This window comes from Nocardia sp. bgisy134 (genome assembly GCF_057708325.1).
On record NZ_JBYIRW010000024.1, the window covers coordinates 1 to 16,401 of the forward strand.

At 68.3% G+C, this 16,401-nt stretch carries 14 protein-coding genes; 6 read left to right on the plus strand and 8 right to left on the minus strand.

Going from position 1 to position 16,401, the window contains the following annotated elements; translation table 11 throughout:
• The first annotated feature begins 798 nt into the window (after positions 1–798).
• Positions 799–1,638 (plus strand): NADPH-dependent F420 reductase, encoded by an 840-nt coding sequence (locus AC3ERS_RS31770; protein WP_431971825.1) that lies wholly within the window; start codon positions 799–801, stop codon positions 1,636–1,638.
• Positions 1,639–1,791: 153 nt separating this feature from the next.
• On the opposite strand, the gene AC3ERS_RS31775 is transcribed toward AC3ERS_RS31770, so the two are convergent.
• From AC3ERS_RS31775 to AC3ERS_RS31785, 3 genes are all read right to left on the minus strand, one after another.
• Positions 1,792–2,919, minus strand: a complete 1,128-nt coding sequence (locus tag AC3ERS_RS31775; protein WP_431971826.1) for a lysophospholipid acyltransferase family protein — start codon at positions 2,917–2,919, stop codon at positions 1,792–1,794.
• On the minus strand, positions 2,916–3,743 hold the full coding sequence (locus tag AC3ERS_RS31780; protein WP_431971827.1) for a GNAT family N-acetyltransferase: 828 nt from the start codon (positions 3,741–3,743) through the stop codon (positions 2,916–2,918). Before AC3ERS_RS31780 ends, AC3ERS_RS31775 begins: the two co-directional genes overlap by 4 nt.
• Positions 3,744–3,972: 229 nt before the next feature.
• Positions 3,973–5,244, minus strand: a complete 1,272-nt coding sequence (locus AC3ERS_RS31785; RefSeq protein ID WP_431971828.1) for an NAD(P)/FAD-dependent oxidoreductase — start codon at positions 5,242–5,244, stop codon at positions 3,973–3,975.
• A gap of 113 nt (positions 5,245–5,357) precedes the next feature.
• Between AC3ERS_RS31785 and AC3ERS_RS31790 the strand changes: the two genes are divergently transcribed.
• Entirely contained in the window at positions 5,358–6,215 is an 858-nt protein-coding gene (locus tag AC3ERS_RS31790) for a LysR family transcriptional regulator (RefSeq protein WP_431971829.1), read from the plus strand.
• A 22-nt stretch (positions 6,216–6,237) separates the two neighbouring features.
• Here AC3ERS_RS31790 and AC3ERS_RS31795 read toward each other — a convergent pair whose 3' ends face one another.
• From AC3ERS_RS31795 to AC3ERS_RS31810, 4 genes are all read right to left on the minus strand, one after another.
• Positions 6,238–7,395, minus strand: coding sequence for a hypothetical protein (locus AC3ERS_RS31795; RefSeq protein ID WP_431971830.1), 1,158 nt, complete (start codon positions 7,393–7,395; stop codon positions 6,238–6,240).
• Positions 7,396–7,438: 43 nt separating this feature from the next.
• Complete coding sequence (locus AC3ERS_RS31800; RefSeq protein ID WP_431971832.1) at positions 7,439–7,909, minus strand: DUF4365 domain-containing protein; 471 nt, start codon at positions 7,907–7,909, stop codon at positions 7,439–7,441.
• Between the two features lie 306 nt (positions 7,910–8,215).
• The gene (locus AC3ERS_RS31805; RefSeq protein ID WP_431971833.1) at positions 8,216–9,172 is read right to left on the minus strand and encodes an electron transfer flavoprotein subunit alpha/FixB family protein; all 957 of its coding nucleotides are present in this window, start codon (positions 9,170–9,172) and stop codon (positions 8,216–8,218) included.
• A 38-nt stretch (positions 9,173–9,210) separates the two neighbouring features.
• Positions 9,211–9,996 carry an electron transfer flavoprotein subunit beta/FixA family protein gene (locus tag AC3ERS_RS31810; protein WP_431971834.1) on the minus strand — a complete coding sequence of 262 codons (786 nt, stop codon included), beginning with the start codon at positions 9,994–9,996 and terminating at the stop codon, positions 9,211–9,213.
• Between the two features lie 237 nt (positions 9,997–10,233).
• Between AC3ERS_RS31810 and AC3ERS_RS31815 the strand changes: the two genes are divergently transcribed.
• The 3 genes from AC3ERS_RS31815 to AC3ERS_RS31825 are packed head-to-tail and all read left to right on the plus strand — an operon-like array spanning position 10,234 to position 13,855.
• On the plus strand, positions 10,234–10,998 hold the full coding sequence (locus tag AC3ERS_RS31815) for a class I SAM-dependent methyltransferase (RefSeq protein ID WP_431971836.1): 765 nt from the start codon (positions 10,234–10,236) through the stop codon (positions 10,996–10,998).
• Positions 10,995–12,581, plus strand: a complete 1,587-nt coding sequence (locus AC3ERS_RS31820) for a 1,4-alpha-glucan branching protein domain-containing protein (protein ID WP_431971837.1) — start codon at positions 10,995–10,997, stop codon at positions 12,579–12,581. The genes AC3ERS_RS31815 and AC3ERS_RS31820 overlap by 4 nt, the downstream gene beginning before the upstream one ends.
• An 11-nt stretch (positions 12,582–12,592) precedes the next feature.
• Complete coding sequence (locus AC3ERS_RS31825) at positions 12,593–13,855, plus strand: glycosyltransferase family 4 protein (RefSeq protein ID WP_431971838.1); 1,263 nt, start codon at positions 12,593–12,595, stop codon at positions 13,853–13,855.
• Positions 13,856–13,918: 63 nt separating this feature from the next.
• Here AC3ERS_RS31825 and AC3ERS_RS31830 read toward each other — a convergent pair whose 3' ends face one another.
• Entirely contained in the window at positions 13,919–15,250 is a 1,332-nt protein-coding gene (locus AC3ERS_RS31830) for an outer membrane protein assembly factor BamB family protein (RefSeq protein WP_431971839.1), read from the minus strand.
• A 365-nt stretch (positions 15,251–15,615) separates the two neighbouring features.
• Here AC3ERS_RS31830 and AC3ERS_RS31835 point away from each other — a divergent pair, with 365 nt between their 5' ends.
• Positions 15,616–16,365, plus strand: a complete 750-nt coding sequence (locus AC3ERS_RS31835) for an acyltransferase (RefSeq protein WP_431971840.1) — start codon at positions 15,616–15,618, stop codon at positions 16,363–16,365.
• Positions 16,366–16,401: the final 36 nt, after the last annotated feature.

The following is a 16,401-nucleotide window of genomic DNA, read 5'->3' on the forward strand; positions in this document are numbered from 1 at the left end:
CGCGTGCAGTCACCACTACACCGCCGTATCCGTACCGTCGCCAAAACCCTGGCGCACGAGCTGCACTGGCTGCCGGACTGACGCGCAAGAGGTCAAGCGAGACGGACACCTGCGGTGGCGAGGCCGAAGACCTTGCGCCCGGCGGACTTCGCGGTGATGACGACGACGGCGGTCTTACTGAATGTCCGACACGACCTCGCTACGCCGGCGGATCAGCATCCGATGATGGCCTTTGCGATCTGTTTGCCTGGAGGTCGGGTCGCTGCGCCCTGTATTCGGCATTTCAGGATGCTTACACCGACTTGGTGGTAGCAATGTGGTCGAAGACCGATCTGGGGACATCCGTCCGCGCCGGACCCCGTGTCCCGGGTCCGCGGACCGATGTTGGCGGTTCGACCACTGCCTAACCGATCAACCACGATCCGCGCTCTCGCCGCGCCGAATCATGGGGCTGCTGTAGGGAGAGGTGACATCGTCGTCTCCCTCCCCGTAGGCGGGCATTTGGGGAGTGTGTAACCGACATCTCACCCCGGCCACCTGGGCCAACTCCTCCCGGCGCAGACCCGCGACTCGGCGCACTCCGCCGTGGTCGCGTAATCCGACATCTTGCGGGCTCAGGCGAGCTCGGCGCGATTTGAGGAACCCGCTCAGCTCGGTCCGATCGTCCACTCGACAACCCAACGCGGGGTGCGCGGCGTCCATTCCGCTGGCGTGGTTCGAAAACGGCCGCGAGATCACGTTCGGCCTCGAGCAGGACTTCGCAGACTCGGCCCTGTTCAGCGCCGCACCCAGCCTTGGGTGATCACGCCGTGCGTACGCAGAGCACGGGGCTGGTCGTGCGGTCGACGCCGGCTGTCGAGCGAACAACCCACTCACGAACGGAGACGAACCGTGCCACAAACGCTCGGACTCATCGGCAGCGGAATGATCGGATCCGCTGTGGCCCGCCTGGCCGTCGAGGCGGGCCTCGACGTGGTCATCGGCAACTCGCGGGGCGCGGAGTCGCTCGCCGATCTCGTCGCCGAACTCGGCGCGACGGCACGAGCCGCCACACCCGAGGAAGCGGCACGCGTCGGAGATCTGGTCGTCGCGGCCATTCCGCTGGCGGCCTACCGTCAGCTGCCCACCGATGCGCTGGTCGGCAAGACGGTGCTGGACACGGCGAACTACTACCCCGAACGCGACGGCCACCTGCCCGAACTCGACGCGGGCGAACTGACCTCGACCGCGCTGATCCAGCGCCATCTCCCGGGGTCGCGAATGGTCAAGGCCTTCAACACAATCACTCCGCACCAGCTGTATTCGCTCGCCCGGCCCGCGGATGCGCCGGACCGCAGCGCCCTGCCCATCGCCGGTGACGACGCGGAAGCCAAAGCGGCGGCCACCGGGCTGCTGGATGCCCTCGGTTACGACGCCGTCGATATCGGCACACTCGCCGACAGCTGGCGCAGCGAACCGAACACACCGGCCTATATCGCGCCCTATCTCGGCGAAGTACCCGCCATGAACGTCGAGGACTTCCTCCGCTGGACACTCGGCACACCCGGCATCACGGTCCCCTCGGCGCGGGTCGTCGAGCTCGTCGAGACCGCGGTCCGCGCCCGTGCGGGCGAGGCCAGGCTCCCGAGCGCGGAGTGACCTCGCTCGCCTACGAAGCCGCGAGGTCCAGGGCACCGGGGCCCGACACGAGCGCTCGGACCGCGGCTCGGGCTGCCGGACGCAGCCGTGGTCGCGCTGACCTCGCCAGGGACGGTGCGGTCCGGCCTGACGCAGCAGCCGATCCGGTCGGATTCAGGCGCGCGTGCCGTCGGCGCTCTGCCGTGGGTGCGCCGACCGATCCCGGCCGCGGAAGAGCGCGACCGCTCTGCCGCGCAGACCGCGGGGGCCGACGCCGTGGTGCTCGCCCGTCCCGCCGGATCGCGCCGAATCCTGCTGCGCCGGGGCCGGGTCCTGCACGCGGGTCGCGGTGGCCTCGATCCATTGGGTGTCGGTCGACGAGTGGCGCGGGAGTTCCGCGCCGCGCACGGCGAGTTCGCAGCGGCGAGCCAGATCCTTGCGGTCGAGGCCCGGATACTCCGGCGTTTCCAGGGTGATCTCGGCGATCATGCCGCGGGAACGCAGCACGCGCAGGGCCGAGTCGCCGAAGGAATCCTCGCCGACGAAACTGGGCACGGTGCAGCGGTCGCCGTGTCCGTCCAGATAGCGCAGCCGCACGGGCTGCACGAAGGTGCCGGTGTCGATCGCGGCCTGGAACAGGGCGGGCCGCATGGTGCCGTAGGCGCGTCCGCACCAGGTGGTGCCCTCGGGGAAGAACGCGACTCGCTCACCCGCGGTGAGGCGAGCGCCGATCTGCGCGATGATCTCGGGCAGCTCACGCAGCCGCTCGCGTTCGATCGGGATGACGCCCATGAGCTTGGCGAGCCCGCCGATCAGCGGCCAGTCGATCAGGTCCGCCCGCGCGACGAACCCGAGCGGCTGCACCGCGGCCAGCGCGACCACATCGGTCCAGCCGATGTGCCCGGTCACCACGAGCACGCCGGTGCCGGGATCGGCATAGCGGACATCGGCGGCGGCAGCAGCTGCGGCGGCACGTTCGGCGCCCACGCGCGAGGCGATGGCGCGCTCGGCGGGCACCGGATCGGTGGGAATCCGGTTGTCCACCACCCGAAGCCGCATGCCGAGACAGCGCAGCAGCACGCGCGCGTATCCGCGCTGCACGTCCGCCCGCCGTCCCGCGGGGATCGCGAGGTGGCACACCGGATAGGTCAGCAGCAGCCCGGCGATACCGAGCGCGCGGGCGACCACCCGCGCCGTGCCGATCTCACCGATCGGCTCCATGCAGCCGGGCCCGCAGGGGCTCGACGGCATCCACGCGTGCACGGCCTGTGCGGGCGGCGCCTCGAAGACCACGGTCCTCACCGCCCCCCGTCGAGGGCTGCGGCCGCGCCCTGTAGTCGGTCCAGGTATCGCGTGTTGATGGTGTCCAGGCCGAGCAGCGCGACGAAGTCGGCGACAGCGAAGTCGGGATCGTGTGCGGGTTCGCCGCAGATCTCCGCGCCGAGCCGCAGGTAGCCGCGCATCAGCGGGGGCAGCTTGGGACGCGAGGGCGGGGTCAGCTCGTCGAGCGTCTTGCCGTCGACGACCACCGGACGGTGCGGGTGCACCCGTCGCTCGGGGTCGGAGGCGTGCCGCCCGAGCAGCATGTCCCGCACGCCGCGCACGTTCACGCCCGCCGGATCCTCCGGGGTGTCCTGCATCGGAACCGACACGCACCCCATCACCCACTCGTATCCGGTGAGCTGGATGTAGTGCAGGATGCCCGCCCACATCAGGGTGAGCACGGATCCGTTGCGGTGATCGGGAACCACGCACGCCCGGCCCATTTCGACGATCCGCATGCCTTCGGGATCCAGCTGGGCCAGGTCGAATTCGGTGGCCGTGTAGTACCCGCCCGCCGCGGCGACCTTGTCCGGCGGCAGCATCCGGTAGCAGCCGACGAACTGCTCGGTGACGTCGTCGCGGACCAGCAGGTGATCGCAGTGCTCGTCGAAGCGATCGGCGTCGCGTCCGGTGCCGTTGTCGGGGATGTGGAAGCCGGGCTCGTTGGCGAACACGCCGTAGCGCAGCCGTTGCGCCGCCTCCCGATGCTCGGCGTCGGACGAGACGACCAGCGAATAGCGCGACCGTTCCACCCCCGAGTCCGTCGGTCGAGCCGGGGCTGTCAGCACGGACGAAATAGTCATATCCGTGATGAAGCCAGTCCGACACTGCGCCGGGGCAACCTCGAAGTTGCGTGCCGATGCAGGCTAGGTTAACGAGACGCCGGTCACACCCAAGGTTCACCGATCCGACGCGCACCGTTAGCATCGACGCGTCGTGGAGTCGCCTTTTCCCTGCTTGGGCAAGATTTCAGCGTCCGGAGACGGCAATCGCACCGATGCGAGAACATCGGTGCGATTCGTTCGGGCGAGCTCAGGCGGCGACGCGTTCGGGTACCCGCGCTTCCGTCGGCGTCGGTTCCACCTCGTCGAAGCCGGGACGCCCCGACCCGATGAAGGCGATCAGCCACGAGGCCACCGCCGCGAAGCGGTTGCGGAAGCCGACCAGGTACAGCAGGTGCACCGCGAGCCACATGAACCAGGCAATCACGCCGCGGAAGGTGACGTGGTCGTTGAGCTTCACCACCGCGCTGAACCGGCTGATCACCGCCATGCTGCCCTTGTCCCAGTACTTGAACGGGGTGCCGGGCAGCTTCTTGCGACGGATGATGTCGGCGGCGTGCCTGCCCTCCTGCATGGCCACCGGCGACTGACCGGGGTAGCCGTTGAGCGAGGTCATGTCGCCGATGGCGTAGATGTCGGCATAACCGGCGACGGTGAGGTCCGGGTTGATCAGCAGTCGTCCGGCACGGTCGGTCTCGACGCCGGTGGCCTCGGCCAGGATCGCGGCGAACCCGCCCGCCTGCACGCCCGCCGACCAGACCACGGTCTCGGCGGCGATCTTGCGCTCCACGCCTGCCTTGTCCTTGATCGTCACCTTGCCGGGCTCGATGTCGGTGACGAAGGTATCGACGAGCACCTCGACGTCGCTGCCGGCGAGCGACTTCTTCGCGTATTCCGAGAGCCCACCGCCGAAGGGCGGCAACACCTCTCCCGCGCCCTCCACCAAGCTGACCGAAACCTCCTGGTGGTAGTACCTTTTCGCGAGCTCTTTGAGCTGACCGGCGACTTCCACGCCGGTCGCGCCCGCGCCGACCACCACGAAGCTGAGCAGCCTGCGCTTGGTCTCGGCGTCCGCGGTCGCGGCCTCGGCGAAGACCCGTTCGATCTGCGCGCGAAGCAGTTTCGCGTCATCGATGGTCTTGAGCGCGAAGGTCTTCTCGGCGAAATCGTCACGGCCGAAGTAGGACTGCGAGGCGCCGGTGGCCGCGATCAGCGAGCCGTACCGAATCTCCTGGCGCACACCGTCGGTGACGTAGGTCACGATCGCGCGATCCGGATCGATGGCGACGACCTTGCCGAGACGCACGTCGGCTTCCTTGTGCCTGCGCAGCACCGACTTGATGGGCGGGGCGATTTCGTGCGACGCCAGCACACCCGTCGCGACCTGATAGAGCAACGGCTGGAACAGGTGCTCCGGCGTGCTGGAGATGAGTACGTAGTTGATTCCCGACTTTGCCAGTTGCTTGGCGGCGGCCAGCCCCCCGAATCCCGATCCGACGACGACCACATCTGCGTGTTCCATGACAGCCTCCTTCTCTCATTAGCAACCGTCATCGGGAACGCAGATATTTCACGCGTTGAGGCGCATAATGAAGATGACTCTTATCTGGATCGCTCATGAATAGGAGATTTGTCGTGGAGCTCCGCCAGCTGGCATACTTCGTCGCGGTCTGCGAAGAACTCAGCTTCAGCAGGGCCGCCTCGCGATGCTTCATCTCGCAATCGGCGATCAGTCACCAGATCGCCCGGCTCGAACGCGACCTCGGCGTGCCGCTGTTCGAGCGCTCGACCAGGGCTGTCGTGCCCACCGACGCGACCACACGGCTACTTCCGCTGGCGAAACAAATGCTCAGCCTGGAATCCGCCATCCGCGCGGCGGTGCGCGCCTCCGGCCCGCGAATCCGGTTGGCCGCCAACATGTCCTTCGCGAGCCGCTCGCTGTCCGCCATCGCGGCCGCGCGCGCCGCACACCCGGACGCGGAGATCGAATTCGTGATCAAGCCCTTCCGCCAACGCATCACGGCCGTCGCGGACGGCGACTGTGATCTCGCACTCATCCGCGGCCGCGTCGACCAGCCCGGCCTGATGGTGGAACAGCTCTGGGTCGAGGACCTCGTAATCGCCACCAGCAGCGGTCATCCGCTGGCCACCCGCGACACCGTCACCCTCAACGACCTCAGCTCGTACCCGCTGCTGCTGCCGCCCGAACAAGAACAGGTGCTGCTGCACAACATCATTCGCAGCGCCTTCGCGGATCTGCCCGTCGGCCCCACCTTCGGCCCGCCGATCCCGCCCGACCACACCGCGACCCTGGAGCTGATCAACCGCCCCGAGGCATGGACCGTCCTCTACGCCCAGAGCCCCACCGAAGGACTCGTCGTCCTGCAACTCGCCGAGCACCGCCTGCGCATCCCGGTCTCCGCCGTCCTGCGCGACGACGCCCGCCGCTCCCCCATCCTCACCACCCTGCTCGCCACACTCCAGCGCAGCTGAGGCACCACGGACCACCGTCGGTCTAGGTCGAACGATCCGAAAGTCTCCGGTCCACGGTGATTTCGCCGGTCAATCGCCAGGCCCCACGTTCGAACGACAAGTCCCCGGCAACGACGATCGGCCTCTTGGACTGGTGTGCCGCGATCGCAAATTCGTAGTCGGTACCGGCCAGCGGAACGTGAACCTTCCGCTGGCGGCCGTCCACGTGCGTGGACAGGACGATGCTGGTGGCCTCCTCGTCTCCGTCGCCGAGATCGTCACGGTTGAGCGTCCGGACGATACCGAGCAATATTTCGTGCCGCGGCGGCTCCTCGTTGCGAACCAGGCGCTCACGTACCCGCGACAACCCCGCCATCGCATCGCGATCGATGACGATCCGTGAGCTTTCGAGCACCGGTGAAGGCTCGGCTGCTGCCCAATCGAACGACAGGTCCAATGCGCGCAGATCCTCCGGCTGAGTCAGCTCCAAGACCGACTCCACCAAATTGGCGCTCAATCCCAGCTCGCCGGTGCGCTCGAGAGCGCTATCGTCCCAGTGCAACGCCAGCTTTCGAGTCGAGTCCAAACCCTTGGCGAGCGTGGCCATCGCCGTTCGCGGAAACGGCACCTGAGGAATTCCGACGGTGTGGCCGGGCATCACATCGCCGAGCCGAGAGACGACGGTGAAAACGAAACTACCCCGCCTGGTATGTCCGAGACGGATATTCTCCTCGAGAAATTCCGTCACGATGGCCGATCTACGACCGCGGTGCGAGTGAGTCGGATCGTCCGCGGTCGTCGCGGCGGCCTTCATCATCCGGAACAGGGCTTCCAGAGTCGTTTCCGCCTGCCGGAACGGGATGGTGCCGTCGATCATCTCCTGGTCGAGTCGCACGAAGAACAGGTCGGCACGAGTGGCGATTATGCGTTCGACCAGTTGCGCCGGATCCCAGTCGTAGATGGTTGCGAGAGCTCGAATCGTTTCCTGAAAGCGCCGGGGAAAGTCCACGTAATCAGTGGCCAGCGGCAACATTATTCGTCCCAGCAGACCATTCTCACCCGGAAGTTGCCAGATCTCCCTGACGTCTTCGTCTCGAACCTCGAGTTCCCAGTCGTGTGTGGCGAGGTATTGAGATACAGCTGGTGGCGACAAGGCAAGCGCAACGTCGCGAAGGTCGCCGACAGGGATACTCTTCACCACTGGCCTCCTTCGCCGATTCTCTGCATGATGTTCTGGAGCCCAACTACATCGAACAGGTACTTCTGGGTAGGTGCACTGTCGTGCTGGACTTGCCGTCCTCGATCTCCCCCAGCTTCGCCGCATACTCCCAGCACATGCGGCTCGGGCTGGTCAAGCCATCCTCCGACAGGTCGAGCAGCTGATCAGGGTCCTCCGGTATGAGCAGGACACCGAGCAGGGCCGGAACGAACCGCTTCGGACTCACCAGCTTCAGGAACCGATCTCTTTCCAGGGGCCATGCCAAATGATCCGCCTTGAGCCGACTGTGTCGGGTCGTGCACTTGAGCTGTAGTTCGAGCTCGGGGCAATAGAATCTCGCATACTCGCGCGAGGCCACGATCGTGATATCGACTCCGTCGTAGTCGGTTTCGTGGCTCTTGATGGAACACCCCGCAGCGGCGGCGACCATGCGCACGAATGCGAGACTGAACTGTTCCTGTCGAGCGGTGATCGAAAGTCCACCGTCGCCGGGCATTTCAGTCGTCCGCGCTATCGGCAGACCACCATTGTCGTCGATTTCTATGCACCCCCCGCACCTCGAACCGGACCGGCACACGGTAGCGCATCGCTGAACCCGAGCACCAGCACCCCGCAACGCAGTTGAGGCACCAACGAAAAAACCCCGCCAAACCTGCTGCTACGCAACGCAACAACAGATCTGGCGAGGTCCGGGGTAACTCACCGGGTACGGGCTGGGCCCGCTACCGCTCAACGCGGGACGGCAGCGGAACCCAGCCCCGCACCCAAAGCAGCCGCCTTAGGCACGGAGAGCCGGAACAGCCTAGCCCTTGTGGGTCTTGACGGCCTCAGTCAGCTGCGGGGCGACGTTGAACAGGTCGCCCACGATGCCGTAGTCGGCGATCTCGAAGATCGGGGCCTCTTCGTCCTTGTTGACCGCAACGATGGTCTTCGAGGTCTGCATGCCGGCGCGGTGCTGGATGGCGCCGGAGATGCCGAGGGCGATGTACAGCTGCGGGGAGACCGTCTTACCGGTCTGACCGACCTGGAACTGGCCCGGGTAGTAGCCCGAGTCGACGGCGGCACGCGAGGCGCCGACGGCCGCGCCGAGCGAGTCGGCCAGCGCCTCGACGACCGCGAAGTTGTCGGCCGAGCCGACGCCGCGACCACCGGAGACGACGATGTTCGCCTCGGTGAGCTCCGGACGGTCACCGGCGACGACCGGCTCGCGCGAGGTCACCTTGACGACGCCCTCTTCCTGCGCGGGGACCTCGACGGTCACCTTCTCGCCGGCACCCGCCTGCGCGACGGCCTCGACCGCACCCGGGCGGACCGAGATGACCGGCACGTCGCCGGTCGCCTTGGCGTCGACGGTGAAGGCGCCACCGAAGATGGAGTGCACGACGGAGCCGTCGGCGTTCACGCCGATGACGTCCACCAGCAGGCCGGAGCCGATGCGGGCGGCGAGGCGGCCCGACACCTCCTTGCCCTCGGCGGAAGCGGACACGATCACGGCGGCCGGGGAGACCGACTCGACCAGACCGGCCAGCACGTCGACCTTCGGGGTCACCAGGTAGTTCTCCACATCGTCGGACTCGGCGATGTAGATCTTCTCGGCGCCCGCGGCGGCCAGCGCGTCGGCCAGCTTCTCGCCGGTACCCGCGGTGCCGAGCACGACGGCGGCCGGGGTGCCCAGGGTGCGGGCGGCGGTGAGCAGTTCGGTGCTGACCTTCTTGATCGCACCGTCGGCGTGCTCGACGAGCACGAGTACTTCAGCCATTTGTGTTCTCTCCTAGGAAGTCTCGTCAGCCGGGCGGATCAGATGATCTTCTGACCGATGAGGTACTGGGCGATCTTGGTGCCGCCGTCGCCCTCGTCGGCGATCTTCTCGCCCGCGGTGCGCGGAGGCTTCGGGGTGGACGCGGTGACGGTGGTGCCCGCGTTGGCGACACCCACGGTCGACGGGTCGACGCCCAGATCGGCCAGCGTGAAGACCTGAACTTCCTTCTTCTTGGCCGCCATGATGCCCTTGAAGGACGGGAAGCGCGGCTCGTTGATCTTCTCGGTGACCGAGACGATGGCCGGGAGGGTGGCCTCCAGCTTGAAGACGCCTTCGTCGGTCTCGCGCTCGCCGGTGATCTTCTCGCCGTCGACGGTCAGCTTGCGCAGGTGGGTCAGCTGCGGCAGACCCAGGTACTCCGCGATGATCGCGGGCACGGCGCCCGCGCGGCCGTCGGTCGCCTCGTTACCGGCGATGACGAGCTCGACACCCTCGACCTGGCCCAGCGCGCTGGCCAGCACCCACGCGGTCTGCACGGCATCGGAGCCGTGGATCGCCGGGTCGTTGATGTGGATGGCCTTGTCGGCGCCCATGGACAGCGCCTTGCGGATGGCCTCGGTGGCGCGGTCCGGACCGGCGGCCAGCACGGTGACCTCGCCGCCCTGGGCCTCCTTGATCAGCAGCGCCTCTTCGACGGCGCGCTCGTTGATCTCGTCGAGGACGGCGTCGGCGGCCTCGCGGTCCAGGGTGTAGTCACCATCGGACAGCTTGCGCTCGGACCAGGTGTCGGGAACCTGCTTGATGAGTACGACGATGTTCGGCATCGGTCTTCGTCGACCTCCTGTTCTGGGGGCGTGTATCTGGTGGTCGCACGATCGGGCCGTACGTCCTGTTGAGGTAGCTCAGGGCGTGACACTACCCTACGCTAAGTTACTCATGGGTAACTTAGTGGCTTCTCTCTCACTACACCGGTCCGGGCGATATCGTGCGCGACCCTTACCAGTAACGTCGGTGTGATGAGCGAGGCTGTGATCCCTGCCGCAGTGGGCGACCCGAGGGTCATGACTACGGAAAACGCCGGTGCCGTCGAACCTTTGCCGCTGACCGGCGAGCGCACCGTACCCGGCATCGCCGAGGAGAACTACTGGTTCCGCAGGCACGAGATCGTCTACGCCCGGCTGCTCGACCGGTGCGCGGGAAAGACCGTGCTGGAGGCCGGTTCCGGCGAAGGCTACGGCGCCGACATGATCGCCGGTGTGGCCACCAAGGTGATCGGCCTCGACTACGACGCGAGCGCGGTCGCGCACGTGCGGGCGCGCTACCCGCGCGTCGAGATGATCCAGGGCAACCTCGCCGCCCTGCCGCTCGACGACGCCTCGGTCGACGTCGTGGTGAATTTCCAGGTCATCGAGCACCTTTGGGATCAGAGCCAGTTCCTCCGGGAATGCCTGCGGGTCCTGCGGCCCGGCGGCGAGCTGCTGATCAGCACGCCCAACCGGATCACCTTCTCGCCGGGTCGCGACACCCCGCTCAATCCGTTCCACACCCGTGAGCTGAACGCGGACGAACTCACCGAGCTGCTGGTCGACGCCGGTTTCGAGGTCGCGCTGATGACCGGCGTGCATCACGGGGCGACGCTGAAAGCGCTGGACGCCAAGCACGGCGGCTCGTTCATCGATGCGCAGATCGAGCGCGCGCTCGCGGGCGAGCCGTGGCCCGCCGAGCTGACCGCCGACGTCGCCGCGGTGTCCGTCGACGACTTCGACCTGATCACCGAGGACATCGACGCCAGCCTCGACCTCGTGTCCATCGCGGTGAAACGTTGACCGACAACGCGGTACCCGGCCAGTTCACCCTGGTCCTGCACTCCCATCTGCCCTGGCTGGCCCACCACGGCCGCTGGCCCGTCGGCGAGGAGTGGCTCTACCAGTCCTGGGCAGCCTCCTACCTGCCCGTCGTCGAGGTGCTGAGAACCCTTGCGGCGGAAGGGCGCTCGCACTTGCTCAGCCTCGGCATCACGCCGGTGCTCGCGGCCCAGCTCGACGACCCGCACTGCCTGGCGGGCATGCACCACTGGCTGGGCAACTGGCAGCTGCGCGCCGACGAGGCCGCCATGGCGGGCAACGTCGCGCTCGGCAGGCACGAACACCGGCTCGCCGCCGCGGCGCTCACCGAGTTCGAGCAGCGCTGGCGGCACGGCGCGGCGCCGGTCTGGCGCGAACTCGTCGACGCGCAGACGATCGAATTGCTCGGCGGTCCGCTGGCGCACCCGTTCCAGCCGCTGCTCGACCCGCGACTGCGCGACTTCCAGCTGCGCGAGGGCCTGGCCGACGCCCGCAGGCGCTGGGGTCACACCCCCACCGGCATCTGGGCTCCCGAGTGCGGATACACCCCGCGCATGGAGCTCGGCTACGCGGCCGCCGGTGTGACGCATTTCATGGTCGACGGACCCGCCCTGCGCGGCGACAGCAGCCTCGGACGACCGGTGCGCGACTCCGACGTGGTGGCGTTCGGGCGCGATCTCGCGGTCAGCTACCGGGTCTGGTCGCCCAAGTCCGGCTACCCCGGCCAGGCCGCGTACCGTGACTTTCATCACTACGACCACGCGACAGGCCTCAAACCGTCCCGCGTCACCGGCAAGACGGTCGCCGGGCCCGACAAGGCGCCCTACGACCCGGAGCTGGCGGCCGGGGCGGTGGTGCGCGACGTCGAGGACTTCGTGACGACGGTGCGCGAGCGGCTGATCGCCGAATCCGAACGCATCGGCCGCCCGGCCCTCGTCGTGGCCGCGTTCGACACCGAACTGTTCGGGCACTGGTGGCACGAGGGCCCGCAGTGGCTGGCCCAGGTCCTGCGCGCGCTGCCGGAGGCGGGCGTCACCGTCGGCACCCTGGCCGACGCGCGGGAACGCGGCTACGTCGGTGCGCCCGTGCAACTCACCGATTCGTCCTGGGGCTCCGGCAAGGACTGGCGGGTGTGGGCCGGTGATCAGGTGCGCGATCTCGTCGAACTCAACGACGAGGTGGTGCGGCTCGCGCTGGACACCCTGGACAAGATGCGCGCGGGAAACACGTTCGCGCTGCGCGATCCGGTCGCGGATCAGTTGCTGCGCGAGGCGATCCTGACGGTGTCCAGCGACTGGGCGTTCATGGTCAGCAAGGACTCCGCCGCGGGCTACGCGCGGGAGCGGGCCCACCAGCACGCGCACGCCGTGCGGGAGATCGCGGCGGCCGTCGGCGCGGGTCAAGTCGCCAAAGCGCGGCAGTTGGCGGCAGGATGGTACGCGGCCGACGGATTCTTTCCCGGATTGGATGCGCGACGGGTCCCCAGTACCGACCCCACGGGGAACCTGGGCCCGGCCCCGGAAGGCCAAACCGCAGAAGGCCCTGACCGACAAGGCCCTGCCTGAGAAGGACTTGCATGAAGATCTTGATGGTGTCGTGGGAATACCCGCCGGTTGTGGTCGGTGGGCTGGGTCGCCACGTACATCACCTGGCCACCGAGCTCGCCGCGGCGGGCCACGAGGTGGTCGTCCTGTCCCGCCGCCCCTCCGGCACCGACTCGTCGAGCCACCCCACGCACTCGTTCATCGAGGACGGCGTGCTGGTTGTCGCGGTCGCCGAGGATCCGCCGTGCTTCGACTTCGGCGAGGACATGCTGGCGTGGACCCTGGCCATGGGGCACGCCATGGTGCGCGCGGGCGTCGCGCTCGGCAAGCCCGGCATCGGTGACGGCTGGACGCCCGATGTCGTGCACGCGCACGACTGGCTGGTCGCCCATCCCGGCATCGCCCTGGCGGAGTACTACGACGTGCCGCTGGTGTCGACCATCCACGCCACCGAGGCGGGCCGCCACAGCGGCTGGGTCGCGGGCAAGGTCAACAAGCAGGTGCACTCCGTCGAGTGGTGGCTCACCAACGAGTCCGACGCGCTGATCACCTGCTCGACCTCGATGCAGGACGAAGTGCAGCGCCTGTACGGTCCCGAGCGCATCCCGATGACGGTCATCCGCAACGGCATCGACGTGGGCGCATGGACCTTCCGCCCGCGCGCCCCGCGCTCCGGGCCGCCCCGGCTGCTCTACGTCGGCAGGCTCGAATACGAGAAGGGCGTGCAGGACGCCATCGCCGCGCTGCCCCGCATCCGCCGCGCTCACCCCGGCACCACGCTGACCGTGGCGGGCGTCGGTACTCAGTTCGAATGGCTGCGGGAACGGGCCAGGGTGCATCGCGTCGCGCGCGCGGTCACTTTCGCGGGCCAGCTCGGTCACCAGGAACTGCTCGGCTGGCTGCACGGCGCCGACGCCATCGTGCTGCCGAGCCGCTACGAGCCGTTCGGCATCGTGGCGCTGGAGGCGGCCGCCGCGGGCACCCCGCTGATCACCTCGACGGCGGGCGGACTCGGCGAAGCGGTCATCGACGGCGTCACGGGCGCGTCCTTCGAACCCGCCGACGTGGACGGCTTGGTGGAGGCGGTGCGCGCCACGCTGGACGACCCCGTCGCCACGCAGGACCGCGCCTACGCCGCGCGGGAACGCCTGACGGCGGACTTCGCCTGGGACGTCGTCGCCGCCGAGACCGCGCAGGTGTACTCGGCTGCCAAACGCCGCGTGCGCAATCCGCTCGGCAGGCCGGTCATCGTGGAACGTCCTCTGCCGGAACGGGATCCGAACAACCCGCTCTGAGCGGCGCTGCCGGACAGTCCGTCCGAAGACCGCGCATGGCCGGAGCGAAGGCGGAGGTACGCCCTACTCCGGCTGGAAGACGAAGACCTCGCCGATGCGCGTGGCCACCACCACCTCACCCTTGGGCCCGACCGAGGTGCCGGTGGTGGTGCCCTTCGCGCCGGGCAGCACATCGGAATCGATGGTGGCTCCGGTGCCGGTGTCGAAGGTGATCAGGTTCAGGCCGTCGCCGATCGCGGCGGCGGTGTAGCCGGTGTCGCCCGCGGTCTGCACCGGGGCGCCGCGCAGCGCGAGATCCTTGCGTTCCCAGGCGATCTCGGCGCTGTCACCGGTGTCGCGCAGGGCGAGCAGGTAGCCCTCGTCGCCCGCGGGGATGATCAGGCCGTCGCCGGAGACCGAAATCCCGCCGCTCGGCGTGAATCCCAGCGGCCGCACCCACTTGATGCGCCCATCGGCGGCGTCGACGGCGATCAGTCGCTCGCTGTTGTCGCCGACGTAGACGGTGCCGCCGTCGGCGGACAGGGCGGGGCCGGTGGCGCTGCCCTCGGTCAGGATCTCCGCGCGCCACTCCTGCTGAATCCTGTTGTCGGCGTAGCGCAAGGCGATCAGGGCGGCGCTCGGAGCGCCGGGCTGCCACACGGTGACGTAGAAGCGGCCGGTGGATCCGTCGATCGCCGAGATGTTCGCGATCGGACACTGCGGGCCGCCGGTGCCGCAGTCGTCGAGCCCCTGGCCCGAGGCGGGGCGGGTGAGGTCGGGGTTGCCCAGGAAGTCGGGTTCGCCGAGCAATTGAACGGTCGGCACCGTCCGCAGGCCCGTCTGCCGGTCCAGCACGTCCACCTGGCCGGACTGGGTGATGGTGAGCAGTCGGCTGTCACCGGTGAACTGCACCGAAACCGGAACCCCGGCAACGGGTGTGCGCCAGCGCGGCTGGCCGAGGTAGTTGAAGGAGTTCACCGCGCCGTCGTCGCCTGCGTAGACGTTGCTGACACCGTCGACCGCCGTCGGCGACGAGATCGCGTTGGGGCCGAGCACATCACAGAATCGCTTGCGGCCGGTCGGCATCTGGAACGACAGGATGGCGCACCCGTTCGCGGTGCGGGTGGTCAGGAACAGCTGCCCCTCGGCGCCGATGGTGACCGGCCGCTCGATGGGGCCTGCCGCGGGTCTGGACCAGCTCAACGTCAGTGAGCGCGCGCCGGTCACGGGGCTGACGCCGCTGTTGCGACCGTCGTGATGCGCGGCGGGCCATCCCTTGCCGGGGCCGACGGCGATGTCGTCGACATCGGTGCCGCAGGAGGTCAGGGCCAGCGCGCCGAGAGCGGCCAGCGCGGCTGCCGCACGCACCCGGGATCGCGGCTGTGTCGCGACAGCCCGCACGCTACCGGTTCGCACTGCTGTTCTCCCCTCGGGTCGATGGCCGCTCGCAAGACTAGCCGGTGTTGAATTTGCCGCGCCTCCGGCACGGCGTGTTCGCGGCCCCCTGGTGTCTCGCGCTCGAGCGGCCACTGCCGGGCGACGGTGTCGCATGCGCAGCGGCCGCTCGAGCGCGAGACGGGCCGCGAACGGCGCTCGTAAGACTCGCACCGGAGGGTGGTCGGCCTGCGTGGCGCAGGTTGCTACTCGGTGGACGCAGGGGGGAACGTCTCGTCCGGCGAAGGTGAGGGTAGAACCAGAGGTGATGCGGCACGAAAGTACGCTGTGTAGCCAATGACGGACCCTCGGGTGGCCGCCCGGGGAACACGACGGGAGAACGGTTCGTGACGAGCATGTGGGGCGCACCGTTGCGCTCGCGGTGGCGGGGTTCGCGCCGCCGGGATCCGCAGCAGGCGCGATTTCTGACCATGGCGTCGCTGCGCTGGGTGCTCGCCAACCGCGCCTACACGCCCTGGTATCTGGTCCGCTACTACCGGCTGTTCAAGTTCAAGCTGGCCAACCCGCACATCGTGCTGCGCGGCATGGTGTTCCTCGGCCGCCGGGTCGAGATCCACGCGACCCCCGAGCTGAGCCGGATGGAGATCGGGCGCTGGGTGCACATCGGCGACGGCAACGCCATCCGTTGCCACGAAGGCTCGCTGCGGATCGGCGACAAGGTGGTGTTCGGCAAGGACAACGTCGTCAACACCTACCTCGACATCGAGATCGGCGAATCGACCCTGGTCGCCGACTGGTGCTACATCTGCGACTTCGACCACAAGATGGACGACATCACGATGCCCATCAAGGATCAGGGCATCGTGAAGAGCCCGGTCCGGATCGGCCCCGACACGTGGATCGCCGCCAAGGTGACCGTGCTGCGCGATACTCGCGTCGGCCGCGGCTGCGTGCTCGGCGCGCACGCGGTGGTCAAGGGCGAGATCCCGGACTACGGCATCGCCGTCGGCGCGCCCGCGAAGGTGGTCAAGAACCGCAAGGCCACCTGGGAGGCGGGCGCCGAGGAGCGGGCGAAGTACATCGCCGCGCTGGAGGACATCGAACGCAAGAAGAACGGCGCCACCCAGCAGGCATAGTTCGCCCGCGTTGGACGCCGAGTAGTCGGTGCGCTC

Coding starts and splice junctions, on each gene's coding strand:
- AC3ERS_RS31785 (WP_431971828.1), bottom strand. CDS start 5,244: ATGGAACACGCAGATGTGGTCGTCGTCGGATCGGGATTCGGGGGGCTG.
- AC3ERS_RS31810 (WP_431971834.1), bottom strand. CDS start 9,996: ATGCCGAACATCGTCGTACTCATCAAGCAGGTTCCCGACACCTGGTCC.
- AC3ERS_RS31815 (WP_431971836.1), top strand. CDS start 10,234: ATGACTACGGAAAACGCCGGTGCCGTCGAACCTTTGCCGCTGACCGGC.
- AC3ERS_RS31780 (WP_431971827.1), bottom strand. CDS start 3,743: ATGACTATTTCGTCCGTGCTGACAGCCCCGGCTCGACCGACGGACTCG.
- AC3ERS_RS31800 (WP_431971832.1), bottom strand. CDS start 7,909: ATGCCCGGCGACGGTGGACTTTCGATCACCGCTCGACAGGAACAGTTC.
- AC3ERS_RS31805 (WP_431971833.1), bottom strand. CDS start 9,172: ATGGCTGAAGTACTCGTGCTCGTCGAGCACGCCGACGGTGCGATCAAG.
- AC3ERS_RS31825 (WP_431971838.1), top strand. CDS start 12,593: ATGAAGATCTTGATGGTGTCGTGGGAATACCCGCCGGTTGTGGTCGGT.